At 58.9% G+C, this 23,014-nt stretch carries 22 protein-coding genes and 1 pseudogene; 9 read left to right on the forward strand and 14 right to left on the reverse strand.

All coding sequences use genetic code 11. The features are described from left to right. Positions 1–51: 51 nt before the first annotated feature. Both ACSQ83_RS25255 and ACSQ83_RS25260 read right to left on the reverse strand, forming a co-directional pair. Entirely contained in the window at positions 52–1,386 is a 1,335-nt protein-coding gene (locus ACSQ83_RS25255; protein WP_436230002.1) for an ABC transporter substrate-binding protein, read from the reverse strand. Between the two features lie 68 nt (positions 1,387–1,454). Further along, positions 1,455–2,519, reverse strand: a complete 1,065-nt coding sequence (locus ACSQ83_RS25260) for an ABC transporter ATP-binding protein (RefSeq protein ID WP_436230003.1) — start codon at positions 2,517–2,519, stop codon at positions 1,455–1,457. 303 nt (positions 2,520–2,822) lie between these two features. Between ACSQ83_RS25260 and ACSQ83_RS25265 the strand changes: the two genes are divergently transcribed. Beyond that, the gene (locus tag ACSQ83_RS25265; RefSeq protein ID WP_436230004.1) at positions 2,823–3,614 is read left to right on the forward strand and encodes an IclR family transcriptional regulator; all 792 of its coding nucleotides are present in this window, start codon (positions 2,823–2,825) and stop codon (positions 3,612–3,614) included. A 497-nt stretch (positions 3,615–4,111) separates the two neighbouring features. Here ACSQ83_RS25265 and ACSQ83_RS25270 read toward each other — a convergent pair whose 3' ends face one another. From ACSQ83_RS25270 to ACSQ83_RS25280, 3 genes are all read right to left on the reverse strand, one after another. Then, a complete protein-coding gene (locus tag ACSQ83_RS25270; protein WP_436230005.1) occupies positions 4,112–5,113 on the reverse strand; it encodes a VTT domain-containing protein in 1,002 nt (333 codons plus the stop codon). A gap of 59 nt (positions 5,114–5,172) precedes the next feature. After that, positions 5,173–7,182, reverse strand: a complete 2,010-nt coding sequence (locus ACSQ83_RS25275; protein ID WP_436230006.1) for a VTT domain-containing protein — start codon at positions 7,180–7,182, stop codon at positions 5,173–5,175. Positions 7,183–7,473: 291 nt separating this feature from the next. After that, positions 7,474–8,085, reverse strand: coding sequence for a J domain-containing protein (locus ACSQ83_RS25280; protein WP_436230007.1), 612 nt, complete (start codon positions 8,083–8,085; stop codon positions 7,474–7,476). Between the two features lie 143 nt (positions 8,086–8,228). On the opposite strand from ACSQ83_RS25280, the gene ACSQ83_RS25285 reads away from it, so the two are divergent. Then, positions 8,229–8,723 (forward strand): DUF2934 domain-containing protein, encoded by a 495-nt coding sequence (locus ACSQ83_RS25285; RefSeq protein WP_436230008.1) that lies wholly within the window; start codon positions 8,229–8,231, stop codon positions 8,721–8,723. Positions 8,724–9,472: 749 nt separating this feature from the next. Continuing rightward, complete coding sequence (locus tag ACSQ83_RS25290) at positions 9,473–10,126, forward strand: H-NS histone family protein (protein WP_436230009.1); 654 nt, start codon at positions 9,473–9,475, stop codon at positions 10,124–10,126. A gap of 344 nt (positions 10,127–10,470) precedes the next feature. Here ACSQ83_RS25290 and ACSQ83_RS25295 read toward each other — a convergent pair whose 3' ends face one another. From ACSQ83_RS25295 to ACSQ83_RS25310, 4 genes are all read right to left on the reverse strand, one after another. Further along, positions 10,471–10,845, reverse strand: a complete 375-nt coding sequence (locus tag ACSQ83_RS25295; RefSeq protein ID WP_436230010.1) for a hypothetical protein — start codon at positions 10,843–10,845, stop codon at positions 10,471–10,473. A 313-nt stretch (positions 10,846–11,158) separates the two neighbouring features. Further along, a complete protein-coding gene (locus ACSQ83_RS25300) occupies positions 11,159–11,449 on the reverse strand; it encodes a hypothetical protein (RefSeq protein ID WP_414954063.1) in 291 nt (96 codons plus the stop codon). Between the two features lie 107 nt (positions 11,450–11,556). Next, the gene (locus ACSQ83_RS25305; protein ID WP_436230011.1) at positions 11,557–12,618 is read right to left on the reverse strand and encodes a DMT family transporter; all 1,062 of its coding nucleotides are present in this window, start codon (positions 12,616–12,618) and stop codon (positions 11,557–11,559) included. Positions 12,619–12,792: 174 nt separating this feature from the next. Beyond that, on the reverse strand, positions 12,793–13,158 hold the full coding sequence (locus tag ACSQ83_RS25310; protein WP_436230012.1) for a copper-binding protein: 366 nt from the start codon (positions 13,156–13,158) through the stop codon (positions 12,793–12,795). 33 nt (positions 13,159–13,191) lie between these two features. On the opposite strand from ACSQ83_RS25310, the gene ACSQ83_RS25315 reads away from it, so the two are divergent. The 5 genes and pseudogenes from ACSQ83_RS25315 (at position 13,192) to ACSQ83_RS25335 (ending at position 17,651) form a co-directional block, all read left to right on the forward strand. Next, on the forward strand, positions 13,192–14,145 hold the full coding sequence (locus tag ACSQ83_RS25315; RefSeq protein ID WP_436230013.1) for a DUF58 domain-containing protein: 954 nt from the start codon (positions 13,192–13,194) through the stop codon (positions 14,143–14,145). Continuing rightward, complete coding sequence (locus ACSQ83_RS25320; RefSeq protein ID WP_436230014.1) at positions 14,142–14,669, forward strand: DUF4381 domain-containing protein; 528 nt, start codon at positions 14,142–14,144, stop codon at positions 14,667–14,669. Before ACSQ83_RS25315 ends, ACSQ83_RS25320 begins: the two co-directional genes overlap by 4 nt. Continuing rightward, positions 14,656–15,696 carry a vWA domain-containing protein gene (locus ACSQ83_RS25325; RefSeq protein ID WP_436230015.1) on the forward strand — a complete coding sequence of 347 codons (1,041 nt, stop codon included), beginning with the start codon at positions 14,656–14,658 and terminating at the stop codon, positions 15,694–15,696. The genes ACSQ83_RS25320 and ACSQ83_RS25325 overlap by 14 nt, the downstream gene beginning before the upstream one ends. A gap of 307 nt (positions 15,697–16,003) precedes the next feature. Further along, positions 16,004–16,129: pseudogene (locus ACSQ83_RS25330) on the forward strand (vWA domain-containing protein); the annotation flags it as partial. Positions 16,130–16,154: 25 nt separating this feature from the next. Beyond that, positions 16,155–17,651, forward strand: a complete 1,497-nt coding sequence (locus ACSQ83_RS25335; RefSeq protein WP_436230016.1) for a spermidine synthase — start codon at positions 16,155–16,157, stop codon at positions 17,649–17,651. A 151-nt stretch (positions 17,652–17,802) separates the two neighbouring features. On the opposite strand, the gene ACSQ83_RS25340 is transcribed toward ACSQ83_RS25335, so the two are convergent. Then, the gene (locus ACSQ83_RS25340; protein ID WP_436230017.1) at positions 17,803–18,201 is read right to left on the reverse strand and encodes a hypothetical protein; all 399 of its coding nucleotides are present in this window, start codon (positions 18,199–18,201) and stop codon (positions 17,803–17,805) included. A 310-nt stretch (positions 18,202–18,511) separates the two neighbouring features. Between ACSQ83_RS25340 and ACSQ83_RS25345 the strand changes: the two genes are divergently transcribed. Then, positions 18,512–19,258 carry a hypothetical protein gene (locus ACSQ83_RS25345; protein WP_436230018.1) on the forward strand — a complete coding sequence of 249 codons (747 nt, stop codon included), beginning with the start codon at positions 18,512–18,514 and terminating at the stop codon, positions 19,256–19,258. A 2-nt stretch (positions 19,259–19,260) separates the two neighbouring features. Here ACSQ83_RS25345 and ACSQ83_RS25350 read toward each other — a convergent pair whose 3' ends face one another. The 4 genes from ACSQ83_RS25350 to ACSQ83_RS25365 are packed head-to-tail and all read right to left on the reverse strand — an operon-like array spanning position 19,261 to position 22,996. Then, complete coding sequence (locus ACSQ83_RS25350; protein ID WP_436230019.1) at positions 19,261–20,058, reverse strand: DUF2092 domain-containing protein; 798 nt, start codon at positions 20,056–20,058, stop codon at positions 19,261–19,263. 42 nt (positions 20,059–20,100) lie between these two features. Then, positions 20,101–21,075, reverse strand: coding sequence for a SphA family protein (locus ACSQ83_RS25355; RefSeq protein WP_436230020.1), 975 nt, complete (start codon positions 21,073–21,075; stop codon positions 20,101–20,103). Positions 21,076–21,113: 38 nt separating this feature from the next. Then, entirely contained in the window at positions 21,114–21,566 is a 453-nt protein-coding gene (locus tag ACSQ83_RS25360) for a glycine zipper domain-containing protein (RefSeq protein ID WP_436230021.1), read from the reverse strand. Positions 21,567–21,625: 59 nt separating this feature from the next. Then, on the reverse strand, positions 21,626–22,996 hold the full coding sequence (locus ACSQ83_RS25365; protein WP_436230022.1) for a DUF1254 domain-containing protein: 1,371 nt from the start codon (positions 22,994–22,996) through the stop codon (positions 21,626–21,628). Between the last annotated feature and the right edge of the window lie 18 nt (positions 22,997–23,014).

Raw genomic sequence — 23,014 nt, forward strand, 5'->3', positions numbered from 1 at the left:
AGGCTCGCCGCCGATCGAGTAAGGCGTATTGGATTGCATGTTGATCGCTGGTTACTGGTTATCCGCCGCGTCTTGCATGATGTCCGCGACCTTCTTCGCCGCGTTGTCGAGCGCTTGCTGCGAGGTCTCGTCGCCGATGATCGCCTTCTGCAATTCCGGCCACAACGCATTGGAAATCTCATTCCATTGCGCGACGCGCGGCGGGGTGAACGAGTCTTCCTTCGCGGCCTGGCTGAAGGTTGCTACCGCGTCCGCCATGAAGTGATCGTCCTTCGTCTTGAACTCCTGGACGATAGCCTGCTGTGCATCGATACGCGAGGGAATCGAGCCAAGGCGCGCTTCAACCATTTGCGAATCCTTGCTCGTCAGGAACTGGATGAAACTCGCGGCCACTTCCGGACGCGCACATACTTTCGTGATCGAGAAGCTATGCGAACCCGACCAGCCCGGCCGCTTGTTGGCCGCGCCCAGCGGCGCACGTACCACCCCCACATTACCGGCCAGCTTCGACGTTTTCGGGTCGTTATAGAACGATGCAAAACCTGGCCAATCGAGATCGAGCGCGACCTTACCCGACGCGAAGTTATTGCCGAGATCGTCCCAGACGTAGCTTGGAACACCCTTCGGCACCACGCCTGCTTTGTACAGGTTCACAAACCAGTCGAGCGTCTTCACGCCCACTGGCGAATTGAACTTCGGCTGCATCTTGGCATCGAGTAACTGACCGCCGTTCGCCACCAACAGCGAGTAGAACGTGCCCGTCAGCGCTTCATCCTTGCCCGGGAATTGCGTGCCGTAGAAGTTCGGCGCCTTCGTAAAGAACGTCGCCTGTTGCGTGAACTCCGCGAAGTTTTTCGGTGGCGTCAGGTCGGTGCCAAACTTCTTCTTGTATGCATCGCGATTCGCCGGATCGGCGTAAGCGACCTTGTTGTAATACAGGGCTTCAATATCCGTTGATCGTGGGATCTGCACCAACTGTCCCTTTACCTCGGACTGCTTCAGCAACGCAGGCGCGAACGCCGCAAGATAACTTGCGGGGAACAGACCCTTGAGGTCACGGAAGATAGGATATTGCGCCGAGAAATTCGTATGATTCGACGACACGCAATAGTCGATATGCTGCGAAGCAATGTCCTGCTTCAACTCACGATCCAGTTCGAAGTGACTCTTGCGCGAGACAATCTCAACCTTCGCGCCGGTCTCTTTTTCCCACAGCGGAATGCGCGTGTAGAGTGCTTCATATTGCATCCCGCCGATCAGCTTGACGCGCAGCGTATAGCCTTTGTATTCGTTGTCGGCGCGCGCAGCGGTGGTGGCGACCAGACCCGCTAAAGCCAGTACCGACACAGCGATCTTGAGGCCGGTTTTCATCGAATCCCTAACCATGATTCATCTCCTTTGTTATGTGCCGTGACGTCGAGCGGTACGGCTTGCGTGTGGTTTTCTCTAGCTTTTTAGCGCAACCGGCGGCCGGTGCCGGTGTCGAAGACGCGGGTGTTATACAGATCGGCATCAAGCCGGATGCCCTGGTCCGGGCGCAACGACAAACGTCCGTTCACGATCACGCAACAGCGCTGTCCCGCGACCGTGCCGAATAACTCAGTGGATGCGCCGGTTGGTTCGACTACATCCACGTTGAATGGAATGCCGCCCGTCTCCGCCACCACCAGATGCTCGGGCCGCACGCCCACCGTTACATCCTGGCCATCGCGAGCGTTGACCACGGGCACTTGGATCGAGAAATCGCCAATGCGTACCCGCGCGCCATCGTTTAGCGACTCGTAGCGGCCCGTAAAAAGATTCATGGAAGGCGAGCCGATAAAACTCGCGACAAACAGGTTGTCGGGGTCATCGTAGAGTTCGAGCGGTGCGCCAATCTGCTCGATCGCCCCGGCATTCAACACGACGATGCGGTCCGCCATCGTCATCGCTTCAATCTGGTCGTGCGTCACGTAGACCGTCGTTGCGCGCAAGCGCTGATGCAGCGCCTTGATCTCCGCGCGCATTTGAACGCGTAGCTTCGCGTCGAGGTTCGACAGCGGTTCGTCGAAGAGGAACACCTTAGGATCACGTACGATTGCACGTCCCATTGCGACGCGTTGACGCTGGCCGCCGGACAAGTGGCGCGGATATCGGCCGAGCAAATCCTGAAGGCCAAGAATAGTTGCCGCCTGATTTGCGCGGGCCGTGATTTCCTCAGGCTTCAAATCGCGCAGCTTTAGCGCGAACGTGAGGTTCTCGAGCACGCTCATATGCGGATACAACGCATAGTTCTGGAACACCATCGCGATGTCCCGGTCTTTCGGCGGCAGGTCGTTGACCACGCGGCCATCGATCAGGATGCGTCCGTGCGTCACGCCTTCCAGTCCCGCCAGCGCGCGCAGCAATGTCGACTTGCCGCAGCCGCTGGGACCCACGAGCACAAGGAACTCGCCGTCCGCAACAGTCAGGTCGATCTGCTTCAACACCTGTACGGCGCCGAACGATTTCTGCACCTGTTTGAATGCCACTTCAGCCATCTACGTTCCCTTCTCTGGTCCCATGCTGCGTGTTGCGGCGAATCACTCCGCGTTGCGGATCGCGTGTCTCGCACGTCCTGCGGACCACTTTTCCACCGATGCAAATCATTTTAAAGATAAAACGTCATTTCATACATGAATTTTTATCGGTGTTTTCCCGATGTCCACATTCACGCGTTTTTCATCGACGATCGCGTCGAACGCAAGGGGTTGGCGAGTCTACAATCACGCCATGCAACAGCCGGATCTCACTACGCTGAGACCGGTTGAGAGTGGACATGTGGCTTTGGGCAAGGAGAAATTTTGGACAACACGCGATACTCAGCGCCGGCGCTCGAGAAGGGGCTGGACATCATCGAACTGCTGGCGAGTCATCCAGAGGGCTTGTCACTCGCTGACCTGGGGAAGACGCTTGGTCGTACGACAGCAGAGATCTTTCGCATGGTCGTTACGCTGGAGACGCGCGGATATCTGCTCGCAATAGGCGACCGTTATGTGTTGTCGTTGTTGTTGTTCCAGCTTGCGCATCGACATCAACCGGTGCGCTCGCTGGTGACCACCGCGCTGCCGTTGATGACGCAACTGGCCAACGATGTCAGGCAATCGTTCCACCTATGCGTGTATCAAGACGGCCGCGTGCTGATCGTGGCGGGCGTGGAAAGTCCGGAGCGTTGGGGCTTTTCGTTGAAGGTGGGCACGTTGATCGGCATGACCGACACCGCGTCGGGACAAGTGCTGATGGCATTCCAGGAAGAGCTGGAACGCAAGCGGATGCTGAAGCTTCACGTCCCCGTTGATGGCGAACTTCCGGTCGATGCAAAACAGCTTGCCGCGGATCTCGCACGGATCAAGGAACGCGGACACGCGCGCATGCCTAGCCGTCAGGTCAAGGGCGTCAAGAATCTTGCTTATCCCGTGTTTGGACGAAACGGACATGCCATTGCTTCGCTGACCACACCGTTCATAGAACGCATCGATCAGGCACCTGTGCCTGCGATGAACGAGGTGGGAGAAAGGATGAAAACGGCGGCGCAGACCCTGACCGAGTTGATGGGGTTAAATGTTTACTGGGAACCAGGTCCGGGCGGGAATTGAATTGAATTGAATTGAATTGATAAGCTGATTGATAAACAAGCATCCCGGCTCAAGTGTCTTGGCTGAACCGGAACTAAAACATGCAGCGAGTCCGGCGACCGGGCGTCTCGCCACGCCCAGCCGCCGGCACGCTACCTCTCCCCTCGTTAACTATTTAATTCGCTTCGTTTTCACTGACTGCTTTTTTACTTACCGGTTGAACGCCGTTTTTATTCCATCCCCGTTGCGTTGTCGCCGGTAGCCTCTCGCTGAACTTCAATGTCAGCTTGTCCCCCGTCTGGGTCTTTTTGAATTCTCGTATACGCCGCGCAAACGTTTGTGTTCGACACCGTCCGTTGCTTTATTTGTTTCGGTTAGCTTAGGACTTTTTCGCTCGAATCGTTAGGCTCATTTAGCCACGAGATTGCGCGGGGCGCATCCCTACTAAAGCAGGCATACAAATGTGCGTATGGGTGATCGAGGAAGTGAGGTACGAATCAAGGCAATCGAGTGTCGCACTATAAACGTGCCATTGATGCAGTGAATACATTTAGCTCCGGTGGTAGCGGTTCCACCGCATAACCATGGCGCACCCACTCGTCCAGGCCGCCATATAAGATACGAACATTCACAACGTGCTTGCCGAGCAACTGCTTGCGAACCTTCCTCACGGCCGCATCGTTTGAATACTTGCCGTACACCACAATGTTGCTCGCCGACAGACTCGCGTCCGTGGACTCCAGCGATTCAATATCAAGCAGCACCGCCCCCGGGATTCGATACGACTCGTCACGCCGAACCGACATTGGACGCGCATCGAGAATCAAGGGCGGCGTGCTGGAACGCATCATCCGGTCGAGCCGTTCGGGCGATACGATCCTGCGGCTCAGCCACTTCCTGAAACGCCAGCGCAGCAGGTATCGATACGTCATGTAGAGAACGGCGGCGGCGAACAGCACGTCGAGTATCGATGCTCCGTGTGGCCGAAGCACGCTCAGCAGCAACCCAAGTTGCCGCTCGAACAGCGCGCCGCCGAGCAACCAGAACGAAGCCCAAGCCACCGTACCGAGCGCGTCCCACGCAACGAATGCGGCCGGCGCGATAAGCGTGGTGCCCATCAGCGGCGGCGTGATGAGCGCAAGCCCTGGAACGAACTTCGACACTGCCACGATCGCCACGCCAAACCTTTCGAATAATGCGCGTGTGGTGCGCATGCTTGCATCAAGTGATAGCGACAGGCGCCCGAACATATCGGTCAACCGGCGACCGTAGATACGTCCTGCGGAAAACCACACGCCATCGCCGATCAACGCAGCGACCACCGCGGCGCACAGCACGTGAGAAAAAACGAGGTTCCCGCCGGCGATCGCGGAGCCCGCGAAGACAAGCACGGGGATTGCCGGCAGCGGCACGCCCAGCCGCGTGAGCAGCACGTTGCCGAAGACTGCGGCACTTCCCCAGTTCTCGATTGCCGAGGGTGGAATCTGTATCAAGTACTCGCCTCCTGAAGCGTTCGGCATTGCGTAGCCGTTGCTTCAATTCATAGTGCGTTTCACCGCTCGTTTGCAGACTAGCCGACTCATTGCTCCCCAGATACCACGAGCGTCACCGGAATACCCCCGCAGCCCGCGCTGTTCGCTACTTCCAGGCCGCGCCAAGGCGATGCGTCGCCGTGGGTTTCGATCATCGGCTCGAGCCGCTTGTCCGGACGCAACACGTTGAACGGCCACGACGGCCGCAGCAACCGCTCGTGAACGAGCGAGCCGAGCCAGATCGGAGTGGGCGGCTGTCCGCCGCGACGCGTCACTGCATATTGCGTCGGCCAGAATCGCAAGACGTCGCGCTCGTCCGCACTCATGTGAGCGCGCGTAAATACGAACGCCGATGGTTCGCCATTGTTCAACCTTGGCAACACCGGAAGCGCCGTAGCCGCCACATCCGGGGAAACGAGCGACAAGATGCTATGCGCCGATAAATGCGATCCTTCCGTCCACCCTCGGCTCTCTAATTGAGTCCTGATCTCCACTGCCGTCGCGGTCCACTGAATGGTGATGGGTTCAAGGCGGTCACCGTCCATGCTCGACCGATAGCAAGAAAAGGTCCGCCACACAGTGTCCATCCATTGCATTGGCGAGATCAACACAAGCGGTCGCGTGGGCTCGACCGCCATCGCGTCAAGACTCGTCTTGAACTGCGACACGACGCTCGCGCAAATCACCACCAGGACGGTGAGCGGCATCATGACGCGAGGTACCGGTTTCGCGGGGTATCGCCACACGGCGGTGAGCGCCACGAGAAAGACCCAGGTGGCGGCAAGTGCCGCGCCGCCGATAGCATCGGAGAAAGTGAAGTGGCCGAAATACAGCCCCGAGAACGCGACCGACACCAAGATGGCGATGGTCGCCATCGCGACGAATACCCTCGCCACCGGCCCCACGCGGCGCGCCAGCAAGAACGAGAGAAAGCCGTAGATCACCACGCTGGCCGCGACGTGATTGCTCGGGAACGCGCGCAAGCTGGACGCTACCGCGCCCGGTAGCGGACGCTGGATCGTGATCTGGATTGCGAGGATCAACAGCTGGGAAAACGCGACCGCGGTCAGCCAGTACGCGACGGTGCGCCAACGGCGTTCAAACATCATCCATACGACGACCAGCAACGTCACCGTGGCGAGTGTCTGCACGCTGCCCAGCGTGCCGAGCACAGCCAGGACCGAGTCGCCCCATGAGGATCGGAACGATTGCAGGAAGCGATAAACCGATACATCGACTTGAACCAGCGGATCGCCGTGCGAGACGCCGTGCAGCGTCGAAAAGAACACGGTAGCCGATGCCAGCAGCAACACAGAGATCACGGCGATAAGCGCGGCGGCCTGATGCTTGGGGTCCAGGATACCGAGCACTACTCGTCCAGCTGGGCCAGGATGATGACGCGCCCAAAGCAGCAGGCTTCGGCGCGAGGAATCCGTCCACGCCCGCGCGTGGGACACGAGGAGGCTCGTCAGCTTGAACGTCAGCCAGGTCACGGCAACCAGGATGGCAATCACCGCAACGAGCCGGAAGGACACGGCGCCCGCCAGTTCGATCGATGCGCCGAAGACTACGCCAGGAAGAATATGCACGGGCGCCCAGACGAGCGCCGAGACGATGTTGATGACGAGGAAGCGCAAGGGCTGCATGCCCATCATCCCGGCGACGACGGGAACAACCGCGCGCAGCGGCGCGATGAAACGCGCAAAGATCACGCTTTTTGCGCCGTGCGCTTCGAAGTAGCGCTTGCCCGCCGTCAGCATGCCGGGGTGCGAGCGGAAGGGCCACAACTTCGCGATGGTGTCCTTGTGGCTGCAGCCGAACCAGTAGCTTGCGGCATCGCCGGCTACGGCGCCCACGAGGGCGCAGACGAACACCCAGCCGAGATTAAGCGTACCGGTACCGACCAGCGCGCCAGCCACGAACATGGCGGTGCTGCCGGGAACGAATGTACCGATAAAAGCGATGGATTCAAAAAACGCGGCAAGTAATACGACTGTGAGCGCCCATCCGGGATGCCCCGACAGCAGATGCAGCAATTTGAAATAGGAATGCTCCATCGATGTCTCCGGACCGCTCTGTCCTTTCAGCAGATTTTAATTCTGTTCTCGCGAGGCTTGAAGCGGCGTGGCTTTTGTTGGGTTTATTGCCCTTTTTAGCTCGTTGAATCTCGCTTATTGCCTGCTTGGTGCTGGTTTGAACGGCCAGTATGTTCCTGCAACGCTGTTATTGCGGCGACCAGCGCCAGACATATGCCGGCGCATGTCGCTTGAACTCGAGACAAAGTCTGACAGCCGCGAGGGCTCGGATTCAGAGAGAGTAGCAAGACTGCGACCTGCCATGGCGCGCGGTCACGAGCGCAGCACGTTCCAGAAGGGCATCCAGAGATCGGAAAACGACCGGACGCGGTCCGCAGGCGCCGGGCCCTTTTCTTGCTGTGCGTTGGACGTATCGTGCGCGTCTTGCTTGGGAGAAGCGGCCGCTTCGGGTTCCATCGATGCAACCTCGGACTGCCTCGATGCGTGTAGTGCAAGGACGCTATCGGCGATGCGGCACGCAAGTTCGTCGTCGCAATGGTGGGCCAGCAACACGCCGCGGACGACGTCGCGGTTATAACCCTGCGTCGCGAAGCGCATGGCCAACCCTACGCGGCTGGCATATTCCGCTTCCTGCGCGGCACGCAACTCGGCTTCGCGTTCTGCCTGCTCCTGTTCCTCACGCAGTCGCTGAGCTTCCTGCCGCTTCATTTCCTCAGCAAATACGGAGTCGTAGACTTGTCTTTGCGCGGGATCGGAGAGAATGGCGTAAGCATTTCGAATGTCGAGAAATGCGGCTCGTGCGACCTGCTCCTGACCGACATTGCGATCTGGATGCCAACGCATAACCGCTTTCCGATAAGCACGTTTTATTTCTTCGGCCGTCGCATTTTCCAGGACGGACAAGGTGTCATACAAGGTTGTCATCGCAATACCTCAAGCTTATCCGCGAGACATCCTAGCATGGGAAAAAAGACATTTTTATAGCGCGACAAGAACTAGCCGCGCGTTCACAAGCGGAGCGACGCTCCTGTAACATGAACCCTCAAATACGCAAAATGGCTAATGGAATGCACAACAAATCCTTGGAAGAAAAGCTTCGTTTGCAGGCATACCATCTATGGGAAGCAGACGGTCGTCCAGAAGGACGCTCCACGGAGTATTGGGAAAAAGCACGCGCCTTGCTGGAACAGGAGCTCGCTTCCTTGATACCGCCCCAGGAAGAACACGAAGCGGACGCAGTTGCCGCGGCAGCCGTAAAGAAGCCGGTCAAGACGAAATCAAAAGCAACGCTTACGGGCGACGACAACGTCGAAGCACCGAAGGTCAAGCCTAAAGCTGAAGGGAAAACCACCGCCAAGGCTGACGCAAAAACTGAAGGCAAAGTCGCGCGCAAGACGGCTGCCAAACCCAAAGCTGCCGACAACGACATAGCGCCGAAAAAGCAAAAGGCCGCGGCTAAGTCCGCTGCCAAGCCTAAGGTACTCGCTGAGGCCGGAGAGAAACCTGCTAAGAAAACAGTCGTCAAAGCTGCAGCAAAGGTTTCCAAGACCTCGAAGAAGTAGTTCGTTTAGCTCTTGAGGAAACTCGCCTCAGGGTGAAAATCGCGCGCTAGTTTTTATCGCCGGATGATTGCATCGGGGAGTCTCTATTCTGTTCAGATTTTGTGGAGCACCTATGCGAAGATTTCTCGCGGTCATCTTGTTGACCGCTGCAGCGGGCGCCGCCATTCCCACGGTAGCCGAGGCTCGGCCCCGGCAGGAATGCAGGCGCGTCTGGGTTCATGGTCATTATGTGCGGCGCTGCCGTCCGTTGCCGCCGCCGAGACACCATCATCATCGCCCGCCGCCACGGCACCGGCCGCCGCCTCACCGGTATTAAAGATCGCTAGCGGGCGTCTTCACGATCCTAGTGCATGACACAGCAGCATCAGCGGCTTGCCGGTCGAACAGATCGGGGCCGCTCACCCGCACCTCTACACCTCTCTTCGAGTCGGCGTCGTCCCCAGCGTTTCGCAAAACTGCATCGATATCCTGCGCATTTACTTCCAGATCCAAACGATGCAAAAATCGTGCGGCTGAATAACGCAGCGCGAGTGGCGAAGATCTGCGCTTCGTCCCTTTTAATAGTCCACAAGCAAGCCGAATCTAACGCTTGTCGTTCAACGTGCGCTGCCTAAAGCTGAGTCTTTTTGTCATAGATTGAAACAAACTGTATTAGGAGGTGCGTACCTTTAATACAGGGCGCTACTGGCCGCTTCCGAAATCAGAGAACGCATGGCATAGTGCGGGCAAACACTCTTAAGGAAACCATAATGCCTACTCTGGAACAGATTCAAGCCAAGCTGAAAAAGCTGCAGGCTCAAGCGGAAGCAATGATCGCAAAGCGCGCGCAATCCGTGCTCGACGACATCCGCAAGCTAATGGAAAAGCATGGCCTGACCACGGCTGATATTGAAGCGCATTCATCCACGAAGAAGCGACGCGGCCGGCCTGCAGGAAAATCAACCAAGTCTGACGTCAAGGCAAAAGCAGCGGCTAAGCCAAAGCTGCCTGCCAAGTATCGCAATCCCAAGACGGGTGAAACGTGGAGCGGCTGGGCCCGTCCGCCGCTTTGGATCAAGGACGTCAAGGACCGCACGAAATTCCTGATCGATGGCCACGACGATAGTCATGCCGTTGCAGCTAGCAGTACAAAACCTGCGAGCAAGAAGGCAGCAAAGAAAACGACGGCTAAAAAATCGACAGCGAAAGCGCTAAGCGCAAAGGCGCCGGCAAAAAAAGCTGCTGCTAAAAAAGCGTCGATCAAAAACGTGACTGTAGCGAATGTTCCCGCGAAGAAAGCAGCAGTCAGGAAACCGGCTGTGAAACGTGTGTCGGCCAAGAAATCTGCAACCGCGGCTAGCAAGACAACGCCAGCGGCTAGCCAGGATTCCGCATCGGCGGTTGCGGTAACGCCTGAGGTTTAAAGACAAGCAAAGAGCGTCCTTTATCGATAACTGAGGGCGCTCTGAGTTTTGATATCGAGGAAATGATCCGCGTCTGTTTCTCTCGGTCGCAACACTGCGAAGAGGTCGAAACAGGGTCTGGGAAATTTGACCGGTGGACGAGAACGTTAGAGAAGCTTTACCGGAATCAGCGCGTATAGTCACCTGGCCGTTTGCTCTGCTAGCCGTGCTTTAGCGCAAGCTCTTAGCACCGGCGGAGAGTTTCACCGGACAGTTGATAATGGATAAACCGTCCGGCGAAATCGATGCCTTGCTTTAGAAGCCGCCTAGTCAGGCTAAGTCAGCGCAATTAAGACGAAGCCGTCCTAGCCGCGACCGCCACCGTGCCCGCCGCCGCTATGGCCGCCACCGCCGCCCTGCCACTGTCCACCGCCGCCGCCGTGGCCGTAACCACCGCCGTGGCCCCAGCCGCCATGGCCGCCACTGTGAAAGCCACCGCCGTACCCATGGTTCCATCCATGGTTGTAGTAGTGCCCACCGTACCAGCCTCCGCCGCCACCGACGTAGATTCCGCCGCCGTAGACAGCCGGATAACCCGAGTAATAAGGCCCCGAATAATCCGTTGCGTATGGGTCGCCGTATCCGTATCCGTCGTATCCATAGCCGTAGCCCGGTCCCGGCGGGACAACACAACCGCCCAGACAAGCAACAAGCGCGAATAATGCAACTGGTTTAAGCATGTGATCGTCTCCCTCGCCTCTTAAGTAGGAGCCGAAGAATCTTGCTTAGTTCAAGCGCAATTGTGTCTCTGGATTACAGAATCCATGCTCGTGGCAAAGGCATATAGGGTCGACTAAATTCGCGCACCAGTAATGCTGCAATTGCTAATGATGCTTAGCGTCTTGGTCATGCGCCGGATTCAACTTTCGTATTCGGCCAAAGCCTTTCGCGGCGGCTAGACCAAGCGAATCCATAGCGATGTCGATGCGCAACTAGGCCAAGGACAACTGACCACCATTCCCGGCGTCCGGCGCACGCTGCGCATGCCATTGCTCACTGCACGTTCTTTGCAACACCAGCACCCTTGGCGCCGTTCGACGGCATCGCGCTCATTCCAGCGCTGCTATCCATGCCGGGGTTCTGCATATTGCCGGGCGTGTTACTCGTTGGCATGGCAACCGGATCGCCCCAATGCGTCATTCCAGCCGTTGCCGCGCTGTGCGCATTACCGCCGCCCGTGCCGCCGTTCCCGTTGCCGCCACCCTGCGCGAATACTGCCGCCGAGCCGCACAAGAACGCCACCGACACGCCTGCCGACATCGCTTTCCGCATTGCCTTGTTCATGGTTTTTCTCCTTAGGCCGCAAGTGCAGGATTGCCTCACGTCAATGCTATATACGGAGCCGACTGGACACTGGATGCAACGCGGGACTGATCGAGGAAATCCGCGGCTTAATGAATGTGGCGATGATGAATATCCGGGAAATGTTCATGGGTGTGCGTCATTGGCGCATGTTGGTGCGGGTGCGTGTGCGGCTCCTTTCCGTCCCATATGAAATCGTGTGTGTGTCGGTGATGCTCGTCATGGCGATGCCGGTGGTTGTGGTCCATCGACACATGCGTATGCGCGTGCTCGTGGCGTTCGCGAATATGCAGCCACACGCCGAGCACCATCAGCGCGGCGGCGACCCAAAACAGCGGGTCAGGAATATCCGGCCACAGGATCAGCGAAAGCGTCACGCCGAACAGCGGCGCAACTGAAAAATACGCGCCCGTGCGTGCGGTGCCGAGGTTGCGCAACGCGACGACGAACAAGACCAGGCTGACGCCGTATCCGGCCAAGCCGGTGAACATGGCTGCCGCCGTTTTCGCCAAACCGGGAAGGTGCGCGCCGAGCACAAGGGCGATGCAAAGATTGACCGATCCGGCGATCAGCCCCTTCAAGCAGGCGATGACCATGGCGTCATTCGTCGATACCTTGCGCGTCAGATTGTTATCGATCGCCCAGCACGCGCAAGCGGCGGCAACCAGCAGCGCGCCGGCGGATAGTCCGGCCGCGCCCGGGTGCCATGAGAGCGCCACGCCGCCCGCGACTATTGCCACCATGCCGAGAAAAATCTGCCTGTTCACATTCTCACGGAATACGACCCACGCGATCACCGCCGTGAAGACGCCCTCAAGATTCAGCAAGAGCGAACTCGTCGCCGCTGGCGTGAGGCTTAGTCCGAACATCAGCAGCACCGGCCCAGCGATACCACCAGCGGCAATGGCGCCAAGCAACCAGGGTACTTCTGCCAACTGAATCCGGCTTTCGTTAGCGCGCTCGTTTTTGGTCCGTGTGATGCGCTGGAAAGCGATAGCGACAGCCAAACCAACGCCGCTGCCTAGATAAAACAAACCTGCGACCATGAACGGCGAAAGTGTGCCAAGAAGGGTCTTGGCAAGCGGGGTCGTCGCCCCAAAGAGCGCGGCCGCGAGAAGCGCTGTGAACGCAGCGTTGTGGCGTACAGGCATGGATGTTCCCGACTTGCGTTTAACTATGATTCTAAAGAAAGTTGTGCGACTTTGTACGCGCGCTTTAACCTCCTGGCGCCGGGGTGTTGTCCACGAGCAAAATGATTATATTTTTGTGTGGCTCCGCTAGCTGCGATTGACAGGCAGCGCTTAACCAAGCGCTGCCTGTCGGGCTTATTGCTTTTGCATTGTCACGATAGTCATCGTGCCGCCCACGTTTTCAACGCGCACTTTCACTTTATCCCCTTCGTGCGCCTGTTTCAGCATCGCGGCGTCGCGAGCTTTGAACGCCATGGTCATCGGCGGCATGCCCACGTTTTCCAGCGCACCGTGTTTGAGCGTCACCATGCCGGACGCCGGATCGACCTTCCTGATTTCCGCATCGGTCAAAGCGGATTTCGACGACGATGACGCCGCAGGACTCATTGCGCCGGCGCTCATCTTCATCCCAGCCATATCGTCGGCGAATGCGGACTGCTGAAAAGCAAATGCACCAAGCTCCTCACTTGCTGCCAACGCGATATAAGTCAGTTTTTTCATTTCACTTCTCCAGAGTAAGTAGATGACACGTGCGTGCCGGAAGCTGCTATTGGCCGCGTGTATGTCGACGCGGCCCATCTCGCGAAGCTCGAATTTCGTGCGCGGGGGTTGAGCTTCGTCGCGCCCGCGCCGGTATCGAGCATCTTGTCGGGCAACCATGCGTCGCGTTTGCGCGGCCGCGGCCTTAACTTCGAAGAGATTCGCGGCTACCTTCCCGGCGACAATATTCGTCACATCGACTGGAAGGTTACGTTGCGTCTTGGCAAGCCGCAAATTCGTGCGTACACCGAAGAACGGGACCGGCCGCTTCTTGTCGTCGTCGATCAGCGTATGAGCATGTTCTTTGGATCGAGTCGCGCGTTCAAGTCAGTGGTGGCAGCTGAGGCCGCGGCGCTCGCGGTATGGATGGGATTTGCCGCGGGCGATCGCGTGGGCGGCGTGATCTTCGATGACGACCACGTCGTCCGGGTGAGGCCACTACGCAGCCGCAGCCGGATCAAGGTGCTGTTCAGCGCGATCGCGGAAATGAACAGAGCGTTACATGCCGAGAGCGCGTCCAGAACGAACTACGGTCAGCTCGATACCGCGCTTCAAGGCGTGCTGCAGCTCGCAGGACACGACTACCTTATTTGTATCGTGAGCGATTTTGCGGGCGCGACCGAACGCACTCGCAAGCTGTTGCGCCAGCTATCAAAACACAACGACGTCATTGCCGCGATGGTCTTCGATCCTCTCTGGCAGCACATGCCCGAGCATCGTGCGCTGGTGGTAAGCGAAGGGCATCTTCAGGTGGAACTGCGCATTGAGCAGGAGAAAGTGCGCGCGCCGCTTGCGAGCATGTTCAAAGGCCGCACGGCGGAGGTGGCGGACCTGTTGCGATCGAGTGGCGTGCCGCTGATGGCGTTATCGACCGGTGAGCCTACCGTCGATCAGGTTCGACGTCTGTTCGGTGAACGCGTCAGGCCGACGATGGGCAGCGGACTATGAATGCCTCGCTCACAACTGCGCTAACGCCAGCCGATACTCCGTCGGCGCTCAAGCCGCTGCAAGAGTTGCCGTTGCCCGAGCCGGTGTCGTGGGCGCCGCAAACCATCGGATGGATTGTGGTTGCAGTCGTGCTGATCGTGGCTGTGCTTTGCATCGCATGGATGGCCTGGCGTCGCTACAAGCGCGGGCGTTACCGGCGAGCGGCGTTGGCTGAGTTGGCACAAATCGAGGTGGCGTTGAGCGATGCGCAGCGTCGAACCGCCGCGCTCGCCGCTATCCCGCCGCTCATCAAACGCACTTCGCTTGCCGCCGCTCCGCGCGAACGCGTCGCCGCGCTTTCCGGTGATGAATGGCTCGCATTTCTCAAGCGCACCCGAGGACGATTCGATGCCCGCAGTGGTGCGCTCCTCACGCTCGTGAGCTATGCGCCCGCTGAACAGATCGCCTCGATAACACCGCTCGAAGCCGAGACTTTGGTGAGCGCCACTCGCGACTGGATCCAGTGTCATCATGTGGAAATTTGACCTCCCGTGGATGTTCCTGGTGTTGCCGTTGCCGGCCATCGTGTGGTGGCTAGCGCCTGCGTGGCGCGCAACCACGTCGGCGATCCGCATGCCATTTTTTCATGAGATGGCGCAAGCGGCGGGCGAGCAACCTGCGCCGGGCGGCGTGCGTTTGCGTCGCAACGTATTGCAACGCGCGATGATGCCCGTCCTGTGGATCTTGCTCGTCACCGCCTCGGCGAAACCCGTGTTCGTCGAACCGCCTGTGATGCACGATGAACCCGCCCGCGACCTCATGCTGGCGATCGACCTCTCTCAATCGGTGAGCACGCGCGACTTCGTGAATCCGCAAACCGGTGAGCGCATGGACCGGCTGACCGCGGTGAAGCAGGTGGTCAGGGACTTCGTGGCGAAGCGCAAAGGCGACCGCATTGGCGTGGTGGTGTTTGGCGAAGCGGCGTACCCGCAAGCGCCGCTGACACTCGATCACGACAGCGTGTTGCTGCTGCTGAATCAGATGCAGATCGGCATGGCGGGTCCACGTACGGCGATAGGCGACGCTATCGGACTGACGGTGAAGCTGATGGAGAATTCGCCGGCTCAGGAGAAGGTATTAATCCTTCTGACCGATGGCAACGACACCGCCAGCGCCATTCCACCCGACCGTGCCGCCGACATAGCGAAGAACAACAAAGTGGTGATCCACACGGTGGGTATTGGCGATCCGAATGCGACGGGTGAGGATATGGTCGACCTGGACGCGTTGCAACACATTTCCGAAATCACCGGCGGCCGCTCATTCCACGCGCTTGGCAACCCGCAAGAGCTTGCCGATGTCTACACGACACTCGACAAGATGACGCCCGAGAAAGTGAAGCGCGAAATCTATCGGCCGCAACGTGATTTTTTCTGGATCCCGCTTGCCGCCGCGCTGTCGATCCTGACGCTGTATCACTGCCTTGCATTGCTGATTGCCGTGCTGCGTACATCGGGTCGAAAGCAAGCGTCGAAGCCCATGGACATGAACGTAGCGGGCCATGGAAATTGATCTGACCGCCTTTCATTTCCTGCGGCCTCAATGGTTGTGGTTGCTCGTTCCAGCCATCCTGTTGCCCGTATTCTGGTTTCGACGCAACGACGTTCGCGCTCGCTGGCGCAATATCATTGACCCTCTGCTGCTCGAACATCTCATAGTCGGCAATACCGCCCGGCGCCGCATTCAACCGGTTCATACACTGGCATTGCTGATTGCCATCGGGGCGATCGCTGTTGCAGGTCCGACTTGGCAACAGGAGCGCCCGCCGTTTAACCAGGACAAGGCGCCGCTAGTGATCGTCCTGGAACTTGCGCATTCGATGGACGCAACCGACGTCGCGCCTACGCGTCTCGAGCGCGCCAAACAGAAAGTGCTGGATCTGGCCGCGGCGCGCAAGGGCGCGCGAACCGGGCTCGTGGTATTTGCTTCAAGCGCACGTAGCCAGTGCGGTCTTCGCCGCAACGGGAAACATGTTCGCCGCGATGTGCGCGCGCTTCGCGCTTGCGGGTCTGTGCATTGTCTTTGTCCCCACCCTGTTGCTGGGTGCTGCGTTCCCGTTTGCGGTACGTCTTGGTGTGAACAGCAAGCACGTGGGACGCGACGTCGGCATTGTCATGGCGACGAACACAGCAGGCGGCATAGCAGGCACGATGCTCGCCGGCTTCGTCCTGGTACCGAAGTTGGGCATCGTTCATGCACTTGCTGCACTAGCCCTCGCGGCAAGTGTCGTCGGACTGATCGCGGTCTTTCGCGGTTCGGGTGCCCGTTGTTTTGCTCGCGGGGGCGTCCTTGCGCTCGCCGTGTGCGCGCTATGCGCCGCAGTGTTCACGCCTTCCGACCGGCTTGCCACGATGCTCACTCAATCCCGTGGCGGCGACCTGACCTTCTATGCGGAAAGCGAAGGGGGAACGGTCGCAGTCGTCGCCCAGCGGTCGGGCGAGAATCGCTTTAAGCGCCTCTATATTCAGGGCGTATCGAATTCCGGTGATGCCATGACGTCGCTTCGATACATGCGCTTGCAAGCCATGCTGCCGCTGATCATTCATCGCGGCACCCCGCGCTCCGCGCTCGTGATCGGCTTGGGGACCAGCATCACGGGTGGCGCGTTGTTACCTTATCCCGGTCTCGAACATCGGGTGGTGGCCGAATTACTTCCGGCTGTGGTGCAGGCGGTGCCGCAATTCAAGGAAAATTATGGCGTGAGCACGGACCCTCGCATGGAGATCCGGCTGCACGATGGCCGACGCGAATTACTGCGCAATTCGCAACGCTATGACCTGATCACGCTGGAACCGCCGCCTTCGGCCGCGGGTATCGTCAACTTGTACTCGTCAGATTTTTATCGGCTGGCGGCGTCACGTCTGCAACCGGGTGGCCTCGTCGCACAATGGTTGCCCCTGCCGACGCAAAACGAGGAAGACACGCGTGCGTTGATCAAGAGCTTCGTACAAGTCTTTCCCTACGCGACCATGTGGACCACCGAGCTGTACGAGATGATGCTGGTCGGTTCAATGGAACCGATTGAACTCAGCGTGCCGCGTATCCGCGAACGCTTCGCACATCCGGGCGTTGCAGCAGCGCTGCGCGAGGTGGGTATTGCGTCGCCAGCGGCGTTGCTTGCCACATGGATCACGGACCGCGCCGGCCTTGAGTACTACGCCGCCGATGCACAACCTGTCACCGATGATCGCCCGGGAATCGAATACGCTGCATGGGTGCGCAGTGCTGACTTCCCCAAGGTATTGACGCAGTTGTTGGCAATGCGCAGCGAGCCTCAGTTGCAGGGCGCGGATAACGCCTTCGTGGAAACCATGCAAGCTGAACGCGGCACGTTGCAGGCTTTCTACGATGCCGGGCTAGCGGCGTATCGCGGGGATCGTGACGCGTGGCAAGGAAATATCCGCCGGGTCATGCGCGACGATGAAAGCAACCCGTACTACCGATGGTTCGTCGGCGCAGGCGGTTAGTACGATGGCAAAGGAGCACACCGTGATCGAGAGATTCCCGGATAAGTCTTACGTCCCGGCGTCAGTTGAATAGGCGAAAGCCCGCGTGCAGATACTGCCCGAGCGGGCTTACGAGCGAGCGCGTTCATGTTCGCTCGCTTCAAGATGCCCGTCACGCGCACTCCCGATCTCGCTCCTGATGACGCGCACGCAACGCATGTAAATGGACCTTCACGCGCTCGGCAGCAACCAGTTCGCGCTTGCCTTTCAAGGTCGCGCTTTTGAACCGCGGGTCGCCCATCGCAGCAACGTACTTGTCCCATCGATACTTCTGATAGCGACGAAAGAAATCCGGCCCGGGCAGGCCGTTGTCGCATGCAAGCAGCACACCGTAGTCGATATCGGCGTCATCGTTCAGTTCCCGCAGAGCGGCGTCGAGCACCTCGTATCGACGGGTCAGCGGGACCGTCCGCTCAAACAGGACATGGAAACGTTTGTACGGCAATACCGCACTTTGCAGCGCGGCCCGTTCAAGTGCTCGGATGACAAGGGGCAGCGGATTCGGTTCCATACGAGTCTCCGGTTGAACAACATTCATTGCCATGCACTGCCGGCCTGAACACGAATTGCGTCCAGAGCGACTCGTGCGATTGAAGTAAAACTTGACGTGTATCTGCTGGTCGACGATCGCGTTATCTTGTTTCCACCCGCTGTTCCAGTGGAGAAAATCAACGTGCCGTCAGAGGCCATCACGCTGAATTGCGTGCGTCATCAGCGTGCTCCATGGAAAGAATCGGACTACAAACGATCAGGAATCACCTTTCCCGTTCTTTCCAATGCCTGCCTCGAACGAGGCGGGCCCAGCCGGTAACTGCTACTGAATGAACCAGCTGGACCAGCAATGCCTATCATCTGGGCGCCGAAACAACGACGTACTGCACCTGAGTTCCAACGTATTGCGGCTGATACCAGTTCGGGCCGCAATGCTGGTAGGCAAGACCGTTCACCACGATGCTCGAGCAGCTCGGCGGCAACGCTGCGACCGTCGCGCCAACTACCACCGCCGTCGTTACGCCAACCGCTACGCCCACGGCGACCGGGTTCGCATACCAGCCATCGTCGTGATAGTGATCGTCGTGGTGCTCATCATCGTGGTGGTGATCATCATCGTGGTGATCGTCGTCGTGATGACCGTCGTCATAGTGGTCGTCGCCGCCGCCGTTGTGGTGACCGTCATCGTGGTGGTCATCGCCACCGCCGCCGTTGTGACTGCCTCCACCGCCACCGCCACCGCCACCGCCACCGTTATGATCGCCGCCGCCGTTGTGACTACCACCGCCATTGCTGCCACCGCTGTGACCGCCACCACCACCGCCGCCGCCGCTATGACTGCTGCCACCGCCTCCGTTACTGGTATGGCCCACGCTGCCCGTATGCGCGCCCATCTGCGGAGCGCCGCCCGGGCCACCAGGATGGGATCCTCCACCTCCGCCGCCATGAAAACCGCCGCCGGGTGGCGCGTGAACACTCGTGCGCGCGCCGCCGCGGAAACCAAACGCCTGAACGCTCAGCGACGTCGTGAGAAAGACCCCGGCAATGCCGGCAACTGCAAGTTGTTTGGCGCGTGACATCATTCGCTCTCCTCATACGGCGTATGCGTAGCAGGCTTCAGCTCAATCGCTTTCGCATTCGCTGCGGGCCGGAAAGTAAAGGTCGACGCTGGAAAATCGGGGTTGAGTTTCCAGTGATAAGTCACGACGTGCCGTGGACGTGCGTCCTGGGTTGTATCGATAATCTCCATGCGGCACGGCAACTGGCGTGTTCCACTTTGGATCCAGAGCTCCCAGTCGGCGCCCTTCTGCTGATACACGTAGTGGTTGCACCAGCGCGTATCCACGCGCTCAAGCCCGATGAAAAGCGCTGACGTCAAGGTGACGTCATCGACCTTGCCGTTGCCCCAGTAGAACAAGTCCGCCAGCGGGGTATCGATGTTGTAGGTCGTCGATAACTCGCGCACTAGCAGGTCGATCGTGGGTGGCGCGGGGTTCTTCGAGTAGTAGCCCTCCGCCGTATTGAAGATGGTGAAAGTTCTGCCGTCGTAGATCAGTCCCTTCGAACCGCGGTTCCCTGTGATGTCCGCTCGCATGCGATTCGGCCGCTCCACCTTCACATCCGTCTCATGAAGAAACGCAACCGTCTGGCCGCTGTCGAGAACGGCATCGGTAGCAGATGTCGTGGTCACGTCGAAGCGGCTCAACGAACGCAGATATCGCCCCATGGACGACAACGCATCGATAGCCTGCTTCTGCCGCTCAGGCTGCGCGGCGGCTGCCGGCGTGGACGCCGGTGTGGCCGTTGCAGCGCTCGCGGGCTCAGGGCTTGTCTGTCCGAACGCATTGACCGCGCTGATGCTCGCCGCAATAAGCACACTGCATATTGGTCGAGGATAGTTTCTTGGCACGTCGCCCCCCTATTGAAAAGTGGCACTGATTGAAAGTTCGACCGCATTTCCTTTCGGGCGGTTACGCACTGCAAATTCATTGACCCATCGCAACGATGCAGACACCGGTGTACTACTTAGCTTTCCTGACCAGGTCGCCATCGGGCCGATCCCCACGGAATGGCCGCTGGTGCCACCGGTCACATCGGCGAGACCGCCGGTGTCGTCGCCGAGCTGCTGAATCCAGCCGCCGACCACACCAACACCCCATCCTCCCGTGAAACGCTTGAGCGCAAGCAGATCGAGCACGCTGACCGGAGCGTTGTGATAGTGCGTCTCGTTGTTGACGGTATAGAACTCGACGCCGTAGTTCGCCGACAGCTCGACGTTGTGCTCCGGCAGGAGCTTCGTGTAAGCGACCGTCGGAATGAACGTCCACGTGTTCAGCCCGGGATTAGCGAGACGGTTCACGTTATAAGCCCCGGTGGGCGCGTACATCTGAACGCTCAAGGCAATGTGATCGGTTTTCGTGAGGTGATATCCGGCGACGACCGGCGTGAAGAAGATGTCGGTGAACTGCGTGCCGCTGTCGTTCGGCAGCCGGCTGTTGAACGACGAGATGGATGTGTATTGAAACGGCACGCCAAACGACGACACGAAATTCCACCCGCCCGCAGTGATGCCCCACGTCTTCACTGCATTGATAATGGTGTATGAGATGTGATAGTTGAGGCCGGCGGACACTGTCCCGGCGATAGGTATCGTCTTGGATTTCCCGAGCGATCCTTCGTAGTAGATCGTGGAGACGGAAAAGATCCAGTCCGAGGTGGTCGGTATGACGCCCGCATAAGGAGCGATCTGCATGCCTGTTATGGGTCGGCCCAGACCACTTTCGGTCGCGCGGGCGGCGGTCGGAATGCCGAGCACGACAGTGGCGAGCGCGACAACCATCCGCCCTCGCTGCCAGTTCATGTGCGTGGCAGGCCGCTTGTTGTACGTGACCATTCTGGTTCCTTCGCTCATTGGATTTAGCGGCGTCCGTCTCACTGGACGGTGTAACCGCGCCCTTGCATGCACGCGCCGTAGGCACGCCAGTACGTGTTCATCTCGACTTGCTGGTTAGCTTGTGCGTTCTGTGCCTGGGCCGCGTGTTGCCGGCGGCTACGTACGCCACCCGCCACTGCCCCTGCTGTCGCACCCACGGCCGCGCCGTGCCCCGGGTCGTTGTGGTTCACGTCGCCAATGAGCGCGCCGGCCGCTGCGCCGCGAGCCGCGCCGCCCACTCGCGCACCGGTAGGTCCCTGAGGCGGTGGCGGAGTGCCTGCAGCCACTGCTGGGTCAATCCCCGTGTTCTGCTTCGCCCAGGCGTAACACGCGCCGTCATCCTGCGATTGCTTGCTGGGGCTCTGCCCATGCGCCGGATACACTGCGGGCTTGGCTGCGAAGGCAGCAGCGCTTGCCACGGCAAGCGCTGCCGTCAATAAAATTGCTTTCATACCAGCCTCAATATCGATTAGTAAAACTTACCTTCTGCCGAGTTCAGATTGATTCGATGTCAGCCTTCCCCGGCTTTCTTCGGCTTCACGAGTTGCCACGATCCATCCAGCACCGTGGCATTCGGTCCGTAGATGCGCATGATCAGCGTGTAGGCACCTGTCGGCGCCGGCAGCCAGTTCGCTTCTTTTCCCTTGCCCGGCGACTCATGCTGGACATAAAGATCAAGCGATCCATCGGCGCCATATTTCAGGTGTTTCGTGCGGTCGCCGATCGAATAGCGATCAATCGGATTTGCGACAAGATGGCGTCCCGGAAGGTCATACAGCGTCATTGACCAGAAAAATTTCGCGGGCGGCAGATCTTTCTTGTCGAAGTGCAAAACGTACGGCTGCGTGCCTGTGAGTTGCTTGTTGTCCGCATCGACGTGATACCCGACATACACCGCCTCTTCCTTCGTATTGCCATAAATACCCATTGCTGCCGCGACCGCGCGTGTCGTGTAGTCGTTCTTGAGGTCATCGCGCGAACCGAACAGGCCGAAAGAACCCGTTGTCGATTTCTCGGCAGCGGCCAACGCCCGCTTGCCATCGTCCACGCCGCGTTCCAATGCGTCACGCGTTGCCGGATCCAGCTTGCTGACGTCGAATGGCTTGCCCGGTGCAATCCCGATTTTGGCAAAACGCTGCATCAGTTCCGTCTCGGCCGGGTTGGGCGGCAGCGTGAACTGCAATAGAAAATTCAAGTAGGAAATGAAGTCGACCGATGTCGCCGTGGTCTCGTCCCACTTGGGAAAGCTCACGCTTGCGACAGCGGGCGGTGGCGTGGTGTGTTCAAAGCTGGAGAGCGGCGTTAGTCCGTATTGTTCCTGTATGCGAACGACGTGACCGACATCCGAGGGCCCATTCAGCGCTGTACGGCCAAGCGTCAGAATCAGATCGGTCTCCGACTTGAAGACCCGGTCAATACCCGGTGGCGTGGGCCCCTTCCAATCCGGGCCCGCCAGCAAGTAATGACCAGCGCCATTGCCAGTCGCGCGCGAGCCGACGTAAGCAAAGTTGTAGGTGTACAGGTCGATCCACTGAAACACGTAGTAGCGGTCTTCAGGAAGCTTCGGAACTGACAGCACCCAGGGCTCACGGCGCAAATCCAGCCATGCCCACGAATACGGGGTGTCGTTGTTCGGCGTGACTATTTCCTTGTTGTCGGGCCCATAAACTTGAGAGTAGTGGCGAAATTTCCCGAATCCGCCTATATAAGCTTTTGAATTCCGGTCCTGCGTCTGCTGATAAAGCGTCTTGTAGTTGAACAGCATGGGGTACGCATAGATGAAAGCTTCCTTCGCAATAGCCTCCGTTTCCTTGGGCGTTGCACGGTCCGGCTCCTGCTGCGCGCTCGCGGAGGGAATCCCTCTCAGCATGAGTGCGATCACTAGTATTCCGAATTTAAC

It is taken from the genome of Caballeronia sp. LjRoot29 (genome assembly GCF_964252755.1).
Lineage (GTDB): Bacteria > Pseudomonadota > Gammaproteobacteria > Burkholderiales > Burkholderiaceae > Caballeronia.